General features: G+C 65.4%; 15 protein-coding genes. 7 read left to right on the top strand and 8 right to left on the bottom strand.

Translation table 11 applies throughout. The features are described 5' to 3' along the window. Nucleotides 1–264 precede the first annotated feature (264 nt). On the top strand, nucleotides 265–1,431 hold the full coding sequence (locus ACPDIT_RS05115) for an FG-GAP repeat domain-containing protein (protein ID WP_423442097.1): 1,167 nt from the start codon (nucleotides 265–267) through the stop codon (nucleotides 1,429–1,431). Here ACPDIT_RS05115 and ACPDIT_RS05110 read toward each other — a convergent pair. Beyond that, nucleotides 1,410–2,183 carry a YjjG family noncanonical pyrimidine nucleotidase gene (locus ACPDIT_RS05110; protein ID WP_423442096.1) on the bottom strand — a complete coding sequence of 258 codons (774 nt, stop codon included), beginning with the start codon at nucleotides 2,181–2,183 and terminating at the stop codon, nucleotides 1,410–1,412. The genes ACPDIT_RS05115 and ACPDIT_RS05110 overlap by 22 nt on opposite strands. Nucleotides 2,184–3,628: 1,445 nt before the next feature. Then, nucleotides 3,629–4,228: a hypothetical protein gene (locus ACPDIT_RS05105; protein ID WP_423442095.1), complete on the bottom strand. Its 600-nt coding sequence runs from the start codon at nucleotides 4,226–4,228 to the stop codon at nucleotides 3,629–3,631. Between the two features lie 365 nt (nucleotides 4,229–4,593). Here ACPDIT_RS05105 and ACPDIT_RS05100 point away from each other — a divergent pair, with 365 nt between their 5' ends. After that, entirely contained in the window at nucleotides 4,594–5,097 is a 504-nt protein-coding gene (locus tag ACPDIT_RS05100) for a YbjN domain-containing protein (RefSeq protein ID WP_423442094.1), read from the top strand. Nucleotides 5,098–5,219: 122 nt separating this feature from the next. Here ACPDIT_RS05100 and ACPDIT_RS05095 read toward each other — a convergent pair whose 3' ends face one another. After that, a complete protein-coding gene (locus ACPDIT_RS05095; protein ID WP_423442093.1) occupies nucleotides 5,220–6,104 on the bottom strand; it encodes a hypothetical protein in 885 nt (294 codons plus the stop codon). 365 nt (nucleotides 6,105–6,469) lie between these two features. Between ACPDIT_RS05095 and pheA the strand changes: the two genes are divergently transcribed. The 3 genes from pheA to mutM all read left to right on the top strand — a co-directional run bounded on the left by pheA (nucleotide 6,470) and on the right by mutM (nucleotide 9,487). Continuing rightward, complete coding sequence (gene pheA / locus ACPDIT_RS05090) at nucleotides 6,470–7,531, top strand: prephenate dehydratase (protein ID WP_423442092.1); 1,062 nt, start codon at nucleotides 6,470–6,472, stop codon at nucleotides 7,529–7,531. Between the two features lie 458 nt (nucleotides 7,532–7,989). Then, nucleotides 7,990–8,625 (top strand): phosphoribosyltransferase, encoded by a 636-nt coding sequence (locus ACPDIT_RS05085; RefSeq protein ID WP_423442091.1) that lies wholly within the window; start codon nucleotides 7,990–7,992, stop codon nucleotides 8,623–8,625. A 10-nt stretch (nucleotides 8,626–8,635) separates the two neighbouring features. After that, a complete protein-coding gene (gene mutM, locus ACPDIT_RS05080; RefSeq protein WP_423442090.1) occupies nucleotides 8,636–9,487 on the top strand; it encodes a bifunctional DNA-formamidopyrimidine glycosylase/DNA-(apurinic or apyrimidinic site) lyase in 852 nt (283 codons plus the stop codon). Here mutM and ACPDIT_RS05075 read toward each other — a convergent pair. Genes ACPDIT_RS05075 through ACPDIT_RS05055 form a run of 5 tightly spaced genes read right to left on the bottom strand, consistent with a single transcriptional unit; the run spans nucleotide 9,478 to nucleotide 14,507 of the window. Beyond that, nucleotides 9,478–10,476, bottom strand: coding sequence for an XdhC family protein (locus ACPDIT_RS05075; RefSeq protein ID WP_423442089.1), 999 nt, complete (start codon nucleotides 10,474–10,476; stop codon nucleotides 9,478–9,480). The genes mutM and ACPDIT_RS05075 overlap by 10 nt on opposite strands. Before the next feature lie 30 nt (nucleotides 10,477–10,506). Further along, nucleotides 10,507–11,478, bottom strand: a complete 972-nt coding sequence (locus ACPDIT_RS05070) for an MlaD family protein (protein ID WP_423442088.1) — start codon at nucleotides 11,476–11,478, stop codon at nucleotides 10,507–10,509. Continuing rightward, a complete protein-coding gene (locus tag ACPDIT_RS05065; protein WP_423442087.1) occupies nucleotides 11,475–12,251 on the bottom strand; it encodes an ABC transporter ATP-binding protein in 777 nt (258 codons plus the stop codon). Before ACPDIT_RS05065 ends, ACPDIT_RS05070 begins: the two co-directional genes overlap by 4 nt. Then, nucleotides 12,248–12,985 (bottom strand): MlaE family ABC transporter permease, encoded by a 738-nt coding sequence (locus tag ACPDIT_RS05060; protein WP_423442086.1) that lies wholly within the window; start codon nucleotides 12,983–12,985, stop codon nucleotides 12,248–12,250. Before ACPDIT_RS05060 ends, ACPDIT_RS05065 begins: the two co-directional genes overlap by 4 nt. 22 nt (nucleotides 12,986–13,007) lie before the next feature. Next, nucleotides 13,008–14,507: a hypothetical protein gene (locus tag ACPDIT_RS05055; protein WP_423442085.1), complete on the bottom strand. Its 1,500-nt coding sequence runs from the start codon at nucleotides 14,505–14,507 to the stop codon at nucleotides 13,008–13,010. Nucleotides 14,508–15,816: 1,309 nt separating this feature from the next. Between ACPDIT_RS05055 and ACPDIT_RS05050 the strand changes: the two genes are divergently transcribed. Continuing rightward, nucleotides 15,817–17,667: an immunoglobulin domain-containing protein gene (locus ACPDIT_RS05050; RefSeq protein ID WP_423442084.1), complete on the top strand. Its 1,851-nt coding sequence runs from the start codon at nucleotides 15,817–15,819 to the stop codon at nucleotides 17,665–17,667. Further along, entirely contained in the window at nucleotides 17,664–18,449 is a 786-nt protein-coding gene (locus tag ACPDIT_RS05045) for a DUF1559 domain-containing protein (RefSeq protein WP_423442083.1), read from the top strand. Before ACPDIT_RS05050 ends, ACPDIT_RS05045 begins: the two co-directional genes overlap by 4 nt. Nucleotides 18,450–18,499: the final 50 nt, after the last annotated feature.

The raw sequence follows: 18,499 nt of genomic DNA, 5'->3' as shown, positions 1-18,499 counted from the left end.
CGCCTCTTCTGGGAGCAAGGTGGAGAACCGGGGCCCGTGCGATGGCAGCGGGAGATTCGGCTCGTCACTCGTTGAGCCCGGATCGGGGAAGGCGTCCAGACCGTCCACCGGCCGGCGGATTGCAAGCTGGTGTCCCGGGCACCCAGAGCTCGGAACCATGCACGAAACGTGCGACTGAACAGCGGCCCCATAGGTGGACGGCTGGCGGGATTTCTCCGGGGCCCGAGTTGCAAGACGCTCGCATCAGGGACATGCATTGCAGGTATGCGATGGCTTTGGTGCTGGGTTGGCTTGTGGACCGCAAGCGCCCTCGGCGGCGGCGCGGCGTCGGTGCGCTTCGAAGCGCAAACCGTGGACGATGCGATTCGCATCGGCTACGGCGTGGCGATCGCGGATGTGGACGCGGATGGGCGACCGGACCTGATCGTGGCCGATCAGCACAGGGTGCTTTGGTATCGGAACCCGGATTGGACACGACACGTGATGGCGGAGCGTTTGACGGAGCGGGATCACGTGTGTGTTGCGGCGGCCGACCTGGACGGGGACGGTCGGGCCGAGGTGGTGGCCGGTGCGGGCTGGAATCCGTCGGACACGGTGGGCGCGGGAGCGCTGTTCTGGCTGGAGGCCGGGGCGGAGCGGACCGGTCCGTGGCGGCCGCATCCGTTGCCGGCCGAACCGACGCTGCATCGGATTCGGTGGGCGCGCGACGAACAGGGGCGACAGACTCTCGTCAGCCTGCCCTTGCACGGCCGGGGCAACGATCCGCGCAGCGGGGTCGGCGCGGGGGTTCGGGTGCACCGGTACACGCCGTCCGGTCCCGGCTCAGGAGGTTGGTCGCGGGTCCTGTTGTTCGAAGCGCTCAACAAGACGCACAACTTCGATGTGGTCGCCTGGGATGCCGATCCGCCGGATGAACTGGTCGTGGCCTCGCGTCAGGGACTGTATCTCTGGGATCCGGCTCCGGGGCAACCATCCACGCTGACGCTCCTGGCCACGAATGACCTGGGTGGCATGGGCGAGGTTCGCGTCGGCCATGGGGCGGATGGCAGCCGCTTCCTGGCGGCGGTGGAGCCCATGCATGGTCATTGTTTGAGCGCGTACCGGTGGGCGAACGACCGCTGGGTCCGGACGGTACTCACCACGAACCTGGTGGAGGGGCACGCACTGGCGGCGGCGGATTTTTTGGGATTGGGGAACGACCAGATTGCCGTGGGGTGGCGGGGTCGGCCGGGTCCGGATTCGACCGTCGGCGTGGCCTTGTGGGTATCGCGCGACGCTCGGGGCCGCCAGTGGGAGATGATCCTCCTGGACGATCGAATGGCCTGCGAAGATTTGGCGGCGGCAGATTTGGACGGGGACGGCGACGTTGACCTGGTGGCCACGGGTCGGGCCACGCGGAACGTGAAGGTTTATTGGAACCGTCGTCGGTGAGACAGCGGTTGGAAGGGCGGATTCCATGCCCCGAGCGTGGCGGGGTGTTCGGGTAGCAGCCATTCAGCCAGCTCCGCCCAGGAACGGACCACGCGTTGGACGGCAGGGTTGTCCGGGACGGAACGCCCCTCCGGATTGAACCAGCAGGTGTGCACGCCGAAGGCGGCGGCGCCCGCGACGTCGGCGTTCCAATTGTCCCCGATCATGAGCACGCGTTGGAGGGGCGGTCGGCCGGACTGTTCCCAGGCGATTTGGTAGAAGGTCCGGCTTGGCTTGGCGGCGCCGATTTCCTCGGAGATCAGGACCACGTCGAAGCAGATCAAGAGTCCGGCCCGTTCCAAGCGGGGCTGCTGGACGCGCAGCAGTCCGTTCGTAAGAAGGCCGAGTCGGTATCGGCTCCGGAGCCGCGGCAGGAAGGTCTCGCACCCCGGCCACAGCATGTGCATGCGGGCGAGGGCCTCCAGGTAGCGTTCCCCGAACTCGGCGCCGTTGCCCGGCAGTTGGGCGGCGGACAGAAAACGTTCGAAACGCAGGGTTTTAAGTTCCGCCGCGGAGATCTCCGATCGTTCCAATGCCGCCCAGAGTTCCTGGTTGATCGCGCGGTAGGTTTTCAACAGCCCCGGCGTGAGCGAGTGACCGAAGCTGCGAAGGGCGCAGGCCAGTGCCTCTTGCTCGGCTCGGTCGTAATCGAAAACCACGCCGTCGGCATCGAACCACAACCACTCGTAGGGGATCTCGGTTGCGTTTCCCATCGCCTCCCTCAGGCAAGCGGTTCCGCAGTCCGTGGGCAATACGCATCAAGGGTGGGATGGGGTGGCCCGGAAAGGCTGCCGTGCGGGTTATGGCCCTGCAGGGGGATGTGGAAACGTGCGCCGCGGATCAATGGGCGAGGGCACTTCCCGTCGGGTGAGAGGTTCTGGCCGTCGGAGATGTTTAAGGAGACCCGGGCCAAGCGGGCTGGGCCCAGGTTTGGATCCCGGGATTGGAGGATCTCCAGAGACTTTGCCATTCTTTCCCATGGCTGGAATGGCCGGGCTTGGAGAAGCGGTATCGGCTGGTGGCCATGGCCGAGAAGTCGGCCGGGCTGGGGAAGGTTTTGCGCGGTCGGCCAACTCGTTTTCGAGGAGGCGGTGGACGGTTTGGACGTTGCTCTGCCGAGGGGAGCATATGGGTGGGATGGAACGGTGCCGGGAGCCCGAGGTGCGAACGGTGGCGGGCAAGCCGCACCGCTGCAAGTTTTCGGGGAGTTCACTGCCGCTGTTGGTTTGCCACACGTTTGCCGGGGTGGTGGTGTCGGGTTCATCTGCGCACGGTATTGGGGGAGCAACCGGAATGACGTGCGGCGGTTTCATGGCCGTGGGGCGGGCGCAGGCGACGAACCACTGCCAGAGCCAGTGGCGGTGGCGCGCGGCCAAGCAGAGCGCAGAGCAGGTTCCGTGCACGCAAGGAAGATGTCCGGGGTGCTTTGCGGCGCCGACGCCACCCCTGCAGGAGATGTTCTTTGCGGCCGGGGGGCTGGTAACCTCGAGGTTTCCGACCGGGAGCACAACGTATCCAGGCCTTCCCAAAGAATCTGCGAGATTCTCCTTGACCCCGCCTGCCCAACCGCGTCAGGGTGCCCGCGTGGCCTCAACTGCTACGCGAACTGCCACGCTCTCTTGTGAGACAGGAGCGGGGCGTAGAAGCGTGAACGCAAGCACCGATCGGAAACTGGAACCCTCTACAAACAAGCCGAAAGGGTGGTCTGCGCCCGCTGTCAGTTGGGGTGGGCTGAAGGTGGATTGGGGTTGAGGGGAAATGTGGGGTCGGGGTGGCGCCAGCCAGACCAGCGCTGGAAATCGGGGGCCGGGCGTGCGGGTTGCAACAGCGGCCCGGCCGAAACCGGATAACAACTCCGGCCCTGTGGCCTGAAGCGACGGTTGATCCCGGCTTTGATGTTCTGCGGCAGCGCGCCCGAATTGGCCGTGAGAGGCGAGGCGCCGCGCCCCCAGGGGATCGGAAGGCGGGCCCGGACTTGACGCCAAACCTCGAGTTCCCCGCGGCTGTTCCCGCGGCAGGGGGACAAGGCATGGAACTCTGTGAGGCGCCGCTGAGGCAGAGGATTGCTACGAAGGGCCTTGCGGTTCGCCAGGCTGTCGGCCTGCCAGACCGGGCACAAGGGCCGGTGGAATGGCTCCTGGTCGGGAACGGTGAGAGCTCATCCCGCGCGGGCAATGGGGCAGCGGTCCCACACGCAGCAGCGGTGCGGGGAATCCCATGGACGCAGCCGTTCCCACTCTCCAGCGAGGTTGCTCCACCATCCGTAAAGTGCTGGAACAAAGAGCCGGTCGGCCAGCAGTTGGAAACAACGACCGGAGAGCCTCAAAGGCTCGATGAAGACCAGCTGGTGCTTGTTGTGCCGGCGCAGATCCGGGGAGCCGCCGGCCTGATGGCGGCGCCAGGGGCTGGTGTCAGGCTGACTCTGGTGAATCACGCAATCGGGAACCCGGGGGCGCCAGCCACGGGGTTGGGCTTTGGCCCGGATGGAATCCAGTTGGCTGATCGGGGCCGGGACGCTCATCGAACGACCCGGGGGTGGCGGGCCTTTGTCTTGTTCCCACAGCAGGCGGGTGTCGGGGTATTGTATGCAACCCCTGACCTGCCCCGGACCGTGGCGGGTGCCGACCCGGCGGAAGAGATCGCAGGCAGCAGAGCGCTGGTTCTGGTCGGTGGCCGCCGCGCTCATTTCCTGTTCCGCGGCCGGAGAAAGCGCGCGGGTGACGTTGTGACGGAGCCGGACTTTGGAGAACGTAAGCAACCGGAAGCTTTGTACCGCACCGCTTGTGCCTGCCGCGCCACCAGCCCGAAGGGGGTGACCCCGTGAACGGGGCGCCCATGCCGGGCCCGAAAGCCCGGGCAGTGTTGGACCGGCCAGAGCTCCTGCAGCGGGGCGGGGCCGCAGGCATACATCGCTCATCCTGCGACAAGGGTGGCCTCCGGAATGCTCCGGCTGAAGTCATCGACCTTTTGAAAGTCGCCGGTTATGCCGACCGTGCCACAAACGAAGGTGGCGGAACGAACCCTCCCTTGAGCAGGCGTAACTACAAGGACCAATCTGGGTGAGCCTTCACCTTTTTCCCGCAACTGGCGATCAGCAAACACCAAACAGAAAGGAGACAGACAATGATGATCACGAAACCCGTGCGCCGACTGTTCGCGGCCCTCGTAGGTGCGGTATTGTCCACGTTTGTGGCGACAGCGGCCGATCTCTCCACGCCCGTGCCCGAGGCCGATGTTACCCTGGGGAAGATAAAGACCATCTTTGAGACCGCCCTGATGAAGGCCGAGTTCGACGAGGATGGTGACCTGAAGATCGAGGAAAACGGTGTCAAGACCTTTGTCCGGGTCAACAAGGAAAAAAAGTTGATTACATTTTTCTCCCTGTGGCGCCTAAAGGCCGGCGTACCGGAGGCAAAGAAGCTTGAGTTTGTCAATACGCTCAATAATCGCCTGATCTGCGTGCGCTTCTCCATGCTGAAGCCCACCACGCTTTGTTGCGACTATCAATTTCTTTACGAAGGGGGAATCACTCCATACGCCATCCTGAACAGCTACCGGATGTTCATGAAGGTCACCACGGGCGCTGTATCCGCACACGACCCTGACGACATCATCGGGTCTGACTGACAGGCCAGAAGAGTGCACGGTGCCGAGGAGCGAAGGGCCCCTCCGAGGTTCGCCCTCGCGGGAGGCGCAACGCTCGACCTTTGGTATTCGGCCATCCCGCGGCCGCTGCGCGGACCCCGCGATCATGGGGCGTGTCCCTTGTGCCGGGTTGCGGAGGTCGGGGAAAAGGCGACCTTCAAGGAGACGAAATAAGGGTCCTGGCCGTCGCCAGCCGTCTTCAGAGCGGCAGCCCTTCCGGCAGTTCTGGATGAACCTGACCGTGGAGCAGAGCCATCGCCGGGCTCCGGCCCGGCTAAAGGATCATGGATGGTGAGGTCGGCGAACGACCCATGGCAGTGATCCGTCACAATGTGCCTGCCAAAACGGAGCCGGGCCACTAACCTCCTGGCTTTGCAGTCCGGTACGCCCTGTGGCTCGGTGCTGCTCTGGAGCGGGGCGTCGCCCGGGCTTTCCCCGCAGAGGGGGCAGCTCGGATTGCCGGCGTCTTCGTCCCTGGCCGATTGCACTTTTGCCGCAGCCGCGCTGTCGTTGCGGACGAAGGGCTTCAGGCTTGCCCACGACTCGTTGAGCAGGCTGCTGACGGTGGAGTAGTCATCGCGGGTCTGGCCCGTTGGGTGCGACGGCTTGTGGCCCTTAGCAGAGAAGAGCCCGGCCACGTCGGAGGAAGGCACGCGATGGCAGCTCTTGGCCGGGGAGCTGGGATCAGAGCTGCCCTCGCTGAACACGCAGTCCGGGACCCAGAGCCAGAGCAGGTTGTAGTCGATCGGCTCGCACCAGGACGCCTTGTTCGGCCGCCGTCGAGAGGGCTCCACCGGCGGGTCTTCAGCAGTTGCTCGGCGGGGGCAGGGCCGACCCTTCCGCTCGTCCGGCTTGTCCAACAGGGGCGAGCGTTCCTTGAGGCTCACGTCCACGCGGCGCTTGATGGCGCGCAATGGGTGATTCGCCCCTGCTGCGGCGTTGAGGTTCGGGACACCGAAGAGTTCGGGCTGGATCCTGGGGGCACCCATACCTGTTTGATGGCGCCTCCGGGCATGGGGGTCCACTTCTCGTGCGACTTATTCAACCACCTGCCCGGGGCGGGGACGACGGACCCGCTGCACGGCGTTGCGATCCTCGAACCCTGGCGGCGGGACCTGCCTCGTTGGAAGACACCGCCTGTGCGTCGGTGCTTCGGCCATCCAAGGGGGCGGGGCAGCGCAGGTGGGAAGGGGCGTTGCGGAGGCAGGGGCGCCCCTCCCGTGCGCCCCGAAGCCCCCGAACCGGTTGCCGGGGGAAGGGGCACTCCGGAGTCGGGAGGCAGACCTGCTCGTCCGACGGGCCCCACTTTTTCCTGCCCACAGGGACCGGGGGTTGGGTATGCTGGACCCGGGCTATGCACATTCAGGAGCATCGCAAAGCCATTGACCGGATCGACCAGCAGATCGTCCGGTTGCTGAACGAGCGGACGCGGCACGTGCTGGCCATTGGCGAGCTGAAACGCCGGGCCGGCCAGGAGGTGTACGCCCCGCATCGGGAGCAGGCGGTGTTGCAACGGGTCTGTCGGCTGAACAAAGGGCCCATCACCAACGAGCAACTGCGGGCGATCTACCGGGAGATCATGTCCAGTGCGCTGGCGCTGGAGAAGACGTTGATCGTGGCCTACCTCGGACCGGAGGCGACCTTTACGCATCAGGCCGCCATTCAACGGTTCGGCTCGAGTCTGAAGTACGTGCCGTTGAAGACCATTGCCGATGTCTTCCACGAGGTGAGCAAGGGCCGGGCGGACTATGGTGTGGTGCCGGTCGAGAACTCGACCGAGGGCGTGGTGACGCACACGCTGGACATGTTTGTGGACAGCGACCTCAAGATCGTGTCGCAGATCGTGCTGCCCATTCAGCATTGCCTGCTCAGTCGCTATCCGAAATCGAAGATCCGCAAACTGTTCGCCCATCCCCAGTCGCTGGGCCAGTGCCGCGCTTGGGTGCAGGCCAACCTGCCCAAGGTGGAGATCATCGAAACGTCCTCCAACGCCCGGTCGGCGGAGCTGGCCCGGCAAACGCGGTATGCGGCGGCCATTGCCGGCGTGTTGGCGGCGGAAAAATACCGGCTGCCGATTCTGGAGTACGACATCCAGGACAACGCCACCAACGCCACGCGGTTTCTGGTGTTGGGCCGGCAGACGACGCCGCCGACGGGGAACGATCGCACCAGTCTGATGATCAGCGTCACGCACAAGGTGGGCGCGTTGCACAGTGCGCTGGCGGCGTTTCGCCGCTGCCGCATCAACATGACCAAGATCGAGTCGCGCCCCAGCCGGCGGAAGGCCTGGGAGTATTTCTTCTTCATCGACGTCGAGGGCCATGCCGAGGAACCGCGACTGGCGCGGGCCCTGAAGCTGCTGGCGGATCATTGCAACTTCGTGAAGGTGCTCGGGTCGTATCCCAACACGGAGTAGGGAATTCCGCGGCGCCGCGCGAAGGCCGTGCCGGGCTTCGCCGGTTTGCGGGAAACGGTTTGACCGTGGCCCTCCGCGCCGCCGGCACCGGGAATGCACGGCGCGCGAGCGTTTGCCCCGCCCGGCGGTTTCGAAAAACTCGCAGATCCCGCGGTTGTCCCCGGCACGGGGCCTGCGCTCGGCGGGAATCAGAGCCCGGTGGGTTCTTGAATCGAGGGTGCGGGCGCTGGGCGGGCGTCGGCGACCGGGAAGGCCGCCTTCGGATGGGTGAACACGCCCGGTGACCCGGGAGGAGCGTGGGTCGCGCAGCCTGCCCGCGCCGGAAGGTTTCCGTGTGTGCGGTGGGTCGTTCTCGCGGCACTGCGCAGCGGACGCGGCTCAATCGCGGGCGTTCGCCGCATCCATGGGGCTCGATTCTCCACTTTGCACGGATGCCCAGGAGCACGTAGCGTGGTCCGATGATGTTTGCGTCGCGAGAGGAAGCGGGACAGAGGCTGGCGGAGTTGCTGGCCGCACGGGGGCTGGAGCCGGACTGGGTGCTGGGACTGCCGCGGGGTGGTGTGGTGGTGGCCGCGCCGGTGGCAGAACGCTTGGGGGTGCCGCTGGACACGTGGGTGGTGCGGAAAATCGGGCATCCGGCGAACCCGGAGTTTGCATTGGGGGCCTTGGCGGAGCCGGATGTGTTGTGGTTGGACCGGACCCTGGTGGGACTGGACCCGGCGTTGCATCGGGCCCTGGCCGGGGTGGTGCGTGAGGAACAGCGTCGCCTGGAGGAGTACCGACAGCGTTGGCATCCGTACGGGGTGCCGGCCCTGCGGCGGCGTCGGGTGCTCTTGGTGGACGACGGCTTTGCCACGGGGGCGACCGCGTATGCGGCGGCCCTGGCGGTGCGCAAGCAGGACGCGGAGCAGGTGATTCTGGCGGCGCCGGTGGCCGCTCCGGACACGGTGGAGCGCCTGGGTCGGGTGGTCGACCAGGTGCATGTGCTGTGGCAGGATCCCGCATTTGCCGCGGTGGGGCAGTATTATCAGTCCTTCGAGCCTCCGGGGGAAGAAGAGGTGCTCGACTTGTTGCGGCGACTGGGGCAACGGTGAGGCGATTCTCATGCCGGAGCTGCCCGAGGTGGAAGTGCTGGTGCGGTTTCTGCAGCCCTGTTTGGTGGGCTCGTGGATCCGCCGGTGTCAGGTGCTCCGGGCGCGGGCGGTGCGGCCGGCGGCCCCGGAGGAGGTGGCCCGACGCCTGCGAGGAAAGCGCGTGGCGCGGGTGGGACGTCGCGCCAAGTACATCGTGATGGACTTGACCACCGAGGACAGCAAACCGGCGGGCCGGGTGCTTTTGCATTTGGGGATGTCCGGACGGGTTTGGGTGGAGGCGGCGGGTGGTCCGTTGCCTCTCCATGCCGCGATGGTCTGGGAGCTGGACGGAGACCGGCGTCTGGTGTTTTCGGATCCGCGGGGGTTCGGCCGGTGCGGTTTGGACGAGTCGGTGTTGACGCGTCTCGGTCCGGAGCCGTTGGATCGAACCTTCAACGGGCGGCAGTTGCGCCTGCGGTTGGGCGAGTCGCGGCAGGCTGTGAAAGTGCGGCTGTTGGATCAGGCCGTGGTGGCCGGGTTGGGGAACATTTACGTCAGCGAGAGTTTGTGGGTGGCGCGGATTTCACCCTTTCGGTCCGCCCGAGACTTGACCGAGCGGGAATGTGGGCGGCTGGCCTCCGCGATCCGGCGGGTGTTGCAGCGGGCGATCCGGTTGGGGAGCACGGTGCCGTTGGATTGGGCCCGGGGTCGGGGTGACCGGTTGTTTTACTTCGGGCGGGCCGAGGGGAGTGCGGTCGCGGTGCAGGAGCGGTTCGCGGTGTACGATCGGGAGGGGCAACCCTGTCGGCGGTGTGGCGGGGCGATTCGGCGGGCCGTTCAAGGAGGGCGAAGCTCGTATTATTGCCCGCACTGTCAGGTCTGAGGAGGCGCGACAGTTGGGGGAGCGGAGCAGGCTTCGGTTTCCGGCTCCACGGCCGGACGGGGCTTGGCCAGGCCGAGCAGTTCGGCCCGGTGTTGGATGAACTGTGCCAGGACGCTGACAGCGATCTCGTGAACGCCGATGGCGTGGATGGGCAAACCCACGGGACAAACGACGCGGTCCAGTTGTTCCGGAGTGGCAAGCTTTTGACGGAGGAACTGCTCGCGGATGAGCCGGGCCTTGCGGCGGCTGCCGATCATGCCAAGGAAGGCGAAGGGCTGGTGGATCCATTCGGACAGCACGAGGGCATCATGTTGGTGGCCGCGGGTGACGATGAGACCGAAGGTGGGCACCTGCGGCAGGGGACGGCTGAGCAGTTCATGCCAGGGGCCGACTTCCAGGCGGGTGGCGGGCGGAAAGAAATCGTAATTGGCCAGGCCGGGCCGGTCGTCGAATACGGTCACCGTGAAATCCAGCTGGAGCGCCAAGGGGGCCACGGCCTGGGCCACATGGCCGGAGCCGGCGATCCAGAGGGCACACGGCGGGCTGACGGTTTCCTGGTAGAGCCAGGATCCTCCTGCTGCGTCGATGCGCTGGATCGAGAAGTCCTGGCGAACGCCCCACCGGACGGGGGTGGAAGTCTGGGCCAGCTCGGCCCACAAAGGGCCGGCCTGGCTGGCATGGGGCAGGATCAGGCCGAAGACACGGCCGCCGCAGATCAGGCCGTCGTCCCAACCGAAGTCATGGTCAAGGAGCAGGTCGAAGGTGTCGGGCTGACCGGTCTGAAGGGCGCGGCGCGCCCGGGCGTGGACTTCGGCTTCGAGGCAGCCGCCTCCGAGGGTGCCGATGATGCGGCCGTCGGGGAGGAAGAGGGCCTTGGCGCCGGTGCGTTGAGGGCTGGAACCCTTCACGCCGGCGATGAGGCCGAGCACGAAGGGTTGGCCGGCGGCGGAGAGCCGCGCCATTTCCTCGTAAATGCGTCGGGTGCTCATGGGGGGAATCGCAGGGGCGCAGGCGCGGGGTTAGAACAGGGTGTTGACCAGCATGCTGACGACGCTGAGGGGACCCTGGTCTTCGAGACCTTCGGTCGCCTTGTCGAGCTTCTGCAGGGTGAGGCGCGCGTTTTTGTAGAGGGCTTCGTCGTTGACGAGTTTCCCGACCGAGCCGTCCCCACGGTTGATCTTTTGCAGGATCTCCCGGAGTTGGACCACGGCGTTGGTGGTTTCCTGGAACAGGCTGGGATCGGTGACGAGTCGGCCCAGGGTGCCCTGGCCGGCGCGGACGTCGAGAACGATTTGACGGGCATCCTGAAGGGTGGTCTGGACCGTGGCCACGGTGTGGTTGAGATTGGAAACGGTCTCGAGCGCAGTATTGTGGAGGGTGTCTTCCATCACGAGCCGGCCCAAGGTGCCCTGGCCGGAGCGGACCTGGGCGGTGATGGACTTGAGGTTGGTGAAGGTTTCGCTCAACACGCCGCTGTTCTGGCGGACGAAATCGGTCAGCGGGCCAAGGAGGTTGTCGATGCGGTCGCCGGTGAAGCTCCGGGTGAGGTTTTCGACCCCGCTGGCCACGTTGTCGAGCCGGGCCATGAGGGCGGCGAAGTCGGGTTGCTCGGCCGTCTTAAGGATGGTGCCGTCCGCGGCCCGAGGGGCTTCGGGCCGCCCAAAATCCAGGGAGACGTAATTCTGGCCCATGAGCCCGGTGAACTTGATGGTGGCGACGCACTCGGTGTTCACCGGATGATCCGGACGCAGCTTCATGGTCACGCGGACCCGGTCGCCTTCGAGTTGGATGGCTTCGACGCGGCCGATTTCGACGCCGGCCATTTTGACGCGGTCTCCCACCTTGAGTTCGAGGGCGTTTTGGAAGAGGGCATGAATCCGCGGTCCTTTGCGGAAACGTTCGACGCCGCCGGCCATTTCCATGACCAGGACGCCGGCCACGATGGCCAGGGCCACGAACATGCCCAATCGAGTTTCCAGCGAGTCTTTCATGGTGCGACCTCCTGCGGTTGACGATGAGCACGGGCCTGCAGAAAGCGTTGCAACAAAGGGTCGGGATGGGCCCGGAGCTGATCCGGCTTCTCCAGGGCCACCAGACGGCCGTCGTGGAGGAACCCAATCCGGTCGGCCACTTGAAATGCCAGGGCGCTGTCGTGAGTCACGACGATGGAAGTGACGCCGATCCGGTCTCTGAGGCTCAGGATTTCTTCGGCGATCACCTGGGCGGACAGTGGATCCAACTCACTGGTGGGCTCGTCATACAAAATGAGCTGAGGTTCCATGACCAGGGCGCGCGCGATCGCCACCCGTTTGCGCATCCCGCCGGACAGTTGGCCGGGGAGCTTGTCCTCGGTGCCCTCCAACCCCACCAGGGCAAGCTTTTCCGACACGATGCGGCGGATTTCCTCCGGCGGCCGGAGCCGGTGTTCGGCCAGATAGAGCCCGACGTTTTCCGCCACGGTGAGTGAGTTCAAGAGGGCCGCCGATTGAAAGACCATGGCCAGGCGGTACCGATCCAGCACGTCGGAGCCCTGCACCGACTGGCCATTGAGCCGGATCTCGCCCTCGTCCGGCTGTTCCAACCCGATGATGTGCCGCAGCAGGACACTTTTGCCGCTGCCGCTGGGGCCCATGATCACCAGTACCTCGCCCGGCGCCACCGCAAAGCTGATGCCGCGCAGCACCTCCTGCGTGCCGTACCGCTTGCGAAGATTCCGCACTTCGACGGCCAGACCGGGAACGGAGGCGGACGAGGGGGCGTTCATGAGAGCAACAGCCGGGTGAGGATGTAATCCGAAATGACGATCAGGACGATGGAATTGACCACCGCCTTGGTCACGGACCGACCGATGCCGCGCGGGCCGCCCCGCGTGGTCAGACCCTGGTGACAGCAAACCGTGCCGACAATTAGGGCAAAGATGAGGCTCTTGAACAGGCCGTTGGCCACGTCTTCCAATGCGACGACGTCGCGCAGGTTCTCGAAGAACGCCTGGAAACCGATGGCGATGCGCTCGTTGTACGCAGCCACCAGGGCCCCCCCAAACCAGCCGACCATGATGGCAACGAGCACCAACAAGGGCAGCGCCACGGCCAGGGCCACCAGCCGGGGCAGGACCAGAAAATGGACCGGGTCAATCCGCATGGTTCGTAACGCATCGATTTCCTGATATACCTGCATGGACCCGATTTCCGCGGCCATGGCGGAGCCGTTTCGGCCGGCGATCAGGATGGCCATCATCACCGGAGCCAGTTCCTTGCAAATGGAAATCCCCACGATCCCGCCCAGCGCCGCGCCCAGCGCACGGTCCACCAGCACCGGGCCGGTCTGCAGGGCCACCACGGCGCCGATGAAAAAGGACAAGACGCAGACCATCAACAGGCTGGCGTTGCCGATGTCGTAAAACTGTTCGAACACCTTCCGGCGCTGCCGCCACACCAGGGGCAACGCACGCACCGTGCGCCCGAACAACAGAATCATTTCGCCCAGGTTCTGAAACATGCTCGTCGTCGGAATGCGTGCTTCACTCCGAGGCTGTTCCGCCCTTCCCGGGCCCGCCGGAGACCGCATCCGCCTGCACTGCGGCCGCTCCGGCTGCGCCCGGGCCTTGCAAGGGTAACCCGAGCAGGCGCAAACGCCAACTGCCACCGCGGGATTCGTGTTGCACCAGCCCGAAGAGCAGGGAGCACTTCTGCCCCTCGGGGTCCCGTTCACTGCGGAACAGGTTCCACAACAGCGACCGACTGGAGCGGCCGGTGGCGGGATCCCGCTCCATGCGCCAGAGCGACCACAGCGGGCTGTAATTGCGTTCGATGCCCCGGTTGGCGGGCAGAATCGGTTCCAAAGGGGCCAGCACCTGCAGTCGGGCTTTGCCATCGGGCTCCTGGCGATACGTCCCCAGGGGCCAGAGATCCCGCCGCAGGCGCACCGTCCCGTCGCGGGGATCTTCGCGAAGGTCCCGGTACAGAAACAGCCCGACGCGTCTGTCGTGCCGCAGCAGATCGGGGGACTCGCTGCGTCGGCTTTGCCACAAGGGCCACAAACAAAACTGGCGCTGTTGGTTGGTGGTGACAGTGAGCCCGTAGAACGGCCAGAACCGATGCGTCGAGCGATGGGGGCCATGGCCCCGGACCACGAACGGCCAGGGAACGGCCGTTTCCTGATATCCGGTGAGGCTGTTGGTGCTGCGGGTCAGGCCCAGGGGCCAGCCCCACGAAGTGGACTGGAAGTGAGGTCCGCGGGTTGTGGCGTAAAACGGCACGATTGCCCTCTGGTGCAAAGGGCGGTCGGTCCCCAGCCCGGTTCGATGATCCACATAGAACGGCCACAGCACGAACCGCTTCGAGTGCCCGGCCACAAGCTCTTCTTCGCCCCAAAGATTGGTCCGCCAGGTGACCTGCTTTTCCTCGCGGCCGTACAGCGGCCAGAATTGCCAACCCTGCAGGCCCTCGCCATGGCGGGTGTGGAACAGCGGATAAAGCCAGTTCTCTGTGACCACATCCCGTTTGCGGGTGCGACTCCAGAGCGGAAAAAGGACCACATCGATCTCGTCGCGGAACAATCGGCGTTCCAAGTGACCGTAAAGCGGCAGCACGGCAAAGGTGTCCCGTTCGGGATCCTCGGACCGTTGCCAGAAGAGCACCGGAAACAACGTGAACCGGTCGGTGCGCCGATCTTGTTGGTCGGCGCCGCCGCTGCTGCTGAGCAATTGCAGGAATTGCCACCGATATTCCGGGCCGGACCGGTCATACGTGAACAGCGGGTAGAACACATCCACCGAGATCCGGTCCACCTCCGGATGACGCTCCATGGAAAGCAACGGATGGACGGCCCAGCGGCGTTGCCCAGGTTGGCGCTCCCAACTGAACAAGGGCCCCAGGGCTTCGGTCCGCTGCCCCTCGTGCAAGGTCAGGGGGAAATCATCCAGGAGCGGACCACCGTCCCGGGCGGACGCCAGTCCGGCCAGGCAAACAGCGGCGCTCACCGCGACGAGGTGGATCCTGCCCTGGTGGGTCGTGCGCACTCCGCCGCGTCAATTAACGGACCGTCCCTTGTGCGTCAAGCCACCGGCGTGGAACCCTCCCGCCTTCTCCGTGTCCGACGCAGTGCCGGACAAGGGTGGAACCACACACGTTCACTGAACCTGACGCACCTGAAAGACGCCGGGAGCGAGCTCCGGACCGGGCGACCCAGCCCGGCAACGAAGGCTGCGCAGTGGGAGTGCGACCTGCGCTCGTTGGGCCCGGGCGAGGCGAACCGCCCAAATCGTGAAGCGGCGAAGCGCTCCCCGGGGCGGCTCGACCAGCCCCGGCTGGCCGTGCAGGCCTCTGCAAGCTGTGCCTGCTTCCCCGTGAATCCGGTGGCGTGCGAGTCGTCTGCTGAGGAAGCTCGAGTCCGGTGATTGCGGTGAAGCTGGGCTGACACGGGCTGGTCCGGCCGGCGCGCCCCACTCCACGGCCCGGGTCTCTCGAGGTCACGGCCCGGGTTGCCCGGTCAAGAAGGTTGTCGCCGATGCGGTTGCCGGGGGTGGGTTCGGTCGCGTGGCGCGCGGGAGCGAGGCAGATCTGACAAATCTTTTGGGACCTTGTTCTGCTGGCATTAGCGCCGCGCATGGGATTCAGGACCGGGCATTTCCGCACTTGCAAGCGGGCGGCCGTGAAATGGAACGACGCGATCCGCATCGGCCCCCGTCGGTTGTTGGTTCCCGAGCCGGTCGGATCCACGGCCTTGTTGCGAGCGCTGAACCTTTTGGCAGCGACGGACCTGTTGAAGCACCCGCGGGAGAGGGAGCCGCGGTTGGGCGTGGGCGATCCAGTGAGGCTTGCACGATGGGATCGTGGCGCGGACCGCGAAGTGACCAGTCTGGATCGGGCCTCGGCACTCGCGGGTCCTGGGCTGGAGGGCGTTTGTGCCCCGGGTCCTGGATGCTTTCCGCGGTTCCAGGACCGTGACTTCGGGATTGCAGAAGCGGGAGATCGCCTTGCACCTCGGCTTTGCATTGTGCGGATTTCCTGAAGGCCTTTCATGCCACCAGCAAGGACCCTCGCTTCCCGGGATGATGCGGCCTGCCCGCCCCCTGGGATGGAGGTACGGAAGCGTTGCCGACAGCGCTGCCGCAGGCTCCCCAGCGGGGTCGGGACCGCTGGCCGGCCGGGGAAACTGCGGAGACAAGTTCGAGTGCCCGTCGCCACGGCCTCGCTGTTACGAGAACGTAGCAGGCTACACGCGGAGATGTAACCGGGCCCGGGTAGCTGAACGGTTGTATGAACGGTGAGGTTTCGAGGCATTGGAAAGGGCTCGGGCTTTTCCTCTCCTGCTTGTGGACCACGTCCATGGCAATGGCCCAGCTGGCCATTACCGAGGTCATGTCTTCGGCGTCGACGAATCATTCCTGGGGTGTGGTTCAGGGCCCGGACTTCTGGGAATTGACCAACTTCGGGACCAACCGGATCGACCTGACGGGGTATCGTTGGAACGACAACTCGGGAGGTTTGGCCGGTGCAGACGCAACGCCTTTTGAAGGTCTGAACATCGGTCCCGGGGAGACAATTCTTTTCGTGCAAAACAACATTCCGGAGATCGACACTCCGGAAGAGTTTCGAGCCTGGTGGGGGTTGCCGCCCGCTCAGCAGGTGGTCTTCTACAGCGGCAACGGGCTGAGTAGCGACGGAGACAGCGTGATTCTGTGGGGTCCGGAGGCCAGCAGGGATGAAGAGTTCGTGGATCGCGTGGACTTCGGCCCGGCGACGCGGGGGCATTCTTTCACATATGATCGACAAACGGGGTTGTTGACCGTGGTGAGTTCCAACGGTCTGGCCGGCGCGTTCAGGGCCGCATTGTCGGATGACATCGCTTCGCCGGGTACCCATGCCGGCCCGGTATCCCTGCGGATCACGCTGCAGCCCACCAACCAGGTAGGGTACGTGGGATTCCCGGTTACATTTTCCGTGGCTACGCACGGTTTGCCCCGCCCGAAATATCAGTGGGTGTTCAACGGTGACCCGATTCCGGGTGCCACCGCGGCCACTCTGACGCTGCCGGCCGTCCGGGCCTCGGACGAAGGCTCTTATCGTGTTCAGGTCACCAACGGGCTCGAGTTCATCCTCAGCTCGGAGGCGCTCCTGATCGTGGACAGCTCGCCGGCGGCTCCGAGCTTTGTGGTGCCCCCCGCGGATGTGGACGCCTACCCGGGCCAAACGGTGAGTCTCGTGGCCATGGCACATGCGAATCCGCCGCCCGAGTATCAGTGGCTGAGCAACGGGATTCCTCTCCCGGGTCAGACGGCCAATCGCCTGGTGCTGCCCCTGTCGGAAGCGTTCGGCACGGCCGTTTACACCGTCGTGGCTTCCAATCTGGCCGGAGCCCGTACCGCGTCGGCCCGGGTCACCGTGACGCCGAAACCCCGGTTCCTGATTACCGAGGTGCACTCCACTGGATCGGCAGAGTTTCAAGATTGGTGGGAGCTCACCAGCTTTGACACACGACCGTTCAATCTTAAGGGTTACCGGTTTGACGACGATTCGCGATCTCTGTCAGCAGCCGCGGTCATCACGAACGACCTGGTGATTCATCCGGGGGAAAGCATTGTCTTTGTGGAGACGACCGCAGGCAGACCGATGACCGAGGCCCTGTTTCGCTCCTGGTGGGGACTTCACGAGGGCCCGCAAGGGAGCAGGGTCGTGATCTATGCCGGCCCGGGACTGGGATTGAGCAGCAACGGCGACGGTCTCTACCTGTGGAATGCTGCTGCTTCTGCGGACGATGACTTCATTTGCGGCGTGACGTTCGGCGCCGCGGCCACGGGGCCCCGTCAGACCTTTGTGTACGACCCGGATCAACCGACCGCTCAGACCCCCGTGCCCGGGCTTCTAACCCTATGGGCTGCCGCAGAGGTCAACGGGGCCTGGGTGGCGGCCAATGGCGACGTCGGCTCTCCCGGTCGCGTCATTGCGCCCACACGTTTGCTCCTCGCAGCACCCGCCGGGGAGTCGGTCCGCCTGAGTTGGCGAGCTGTCCCCGGCCGGCGCTACACCGTTGAACGTCGCGAGTCGCTGGGCTCGGAGACCTGGACGGTCCTCAGGGAGGTGGTGGCGGAGGCTGACCTGATGTCGATCACGGATGTCCGCAGCCCGGCCGGCCACTTTTACCGATTGAGCACCATCCTTCCGTTTCCGGCACCATGAAAGATGCGTTCGCCCAACGCCCTCGGCTGATCGGGTTCACGCTGGTCGAATTGCTGGTGGTCCTTGTCATTCTGGCCATCCTGGCAGCCATGTTGTTGCCGTCGCTCTCTCGCGCCAGGGCGGCTGCGCAACGGACCGCCTGTCTGCAAAAGCTCCGCCAGTGGGGCCTGGCGCTGACCTTGTATCATCAGGATCAAGATGACCATTTCCCACGCGAAGCCGTTGGCACCTCCTCGCGCCTGAACAACTGGGCGCAAGTCAGCGACCCGACCGCCGCGGACGTCTGGTACAACGCGTTGCCGCGCGTGTTGTCCCTGCGTGCCGCAGCCGATTATGTTCACGAGCGGGCCGGCTTTTACTCCCGCGACAGCCTCTTTCATTGTGCGGCTGCCCGGTTTCCGGAATCCCCGGAGACGCTGGGGAATGTGCTGTTCTCCCTGGCCATGAATTCCAAACTCAGGAGCGGTGCGGCCCCCGTGCGCGCCTCTGCCATCCAACGCCCCTCCCAAACGGTGGTGTTTTTGGAAAACCGACTTCCCCCCGAGCCCAAGGTCGATCCGGCCCAGGCCGATAGTGACCTGGGCCAGCCGTCGAGTTATGCCTCGCGATTTGTGGCGCGCCACCGGAATCGGGGCAATCTGGTCTTCACCGACGGGCATGTCGAATCCCTCCGCGGGGATCAGGTGGTGGAGACGACCCCCGGCAGCCCAAACAAGGGCAAGGCCATTTTACCCCAAACCCGCATTGTGTGGACGCCGGATCCGGCGGCGAATCCCAACTGACCGGGCTGTTGTCCGCCCTGGTGTGGGATGGTTCCCGTCCCGGTCCGGGA

Source organism: Limisphaera sp. VF-2 (genome assembly GCF_049537125.1).
Lineage (GTDB): Bacteria > Verrucomicrobiota > Verrucomicrobiia > Limisphaerales > Limisphaeraceae > Limisphaera.
Note: the sequence above shows the minus strand (reverse complement) of the source record. Positions and strands in the feature narration are given on the sequence as shown.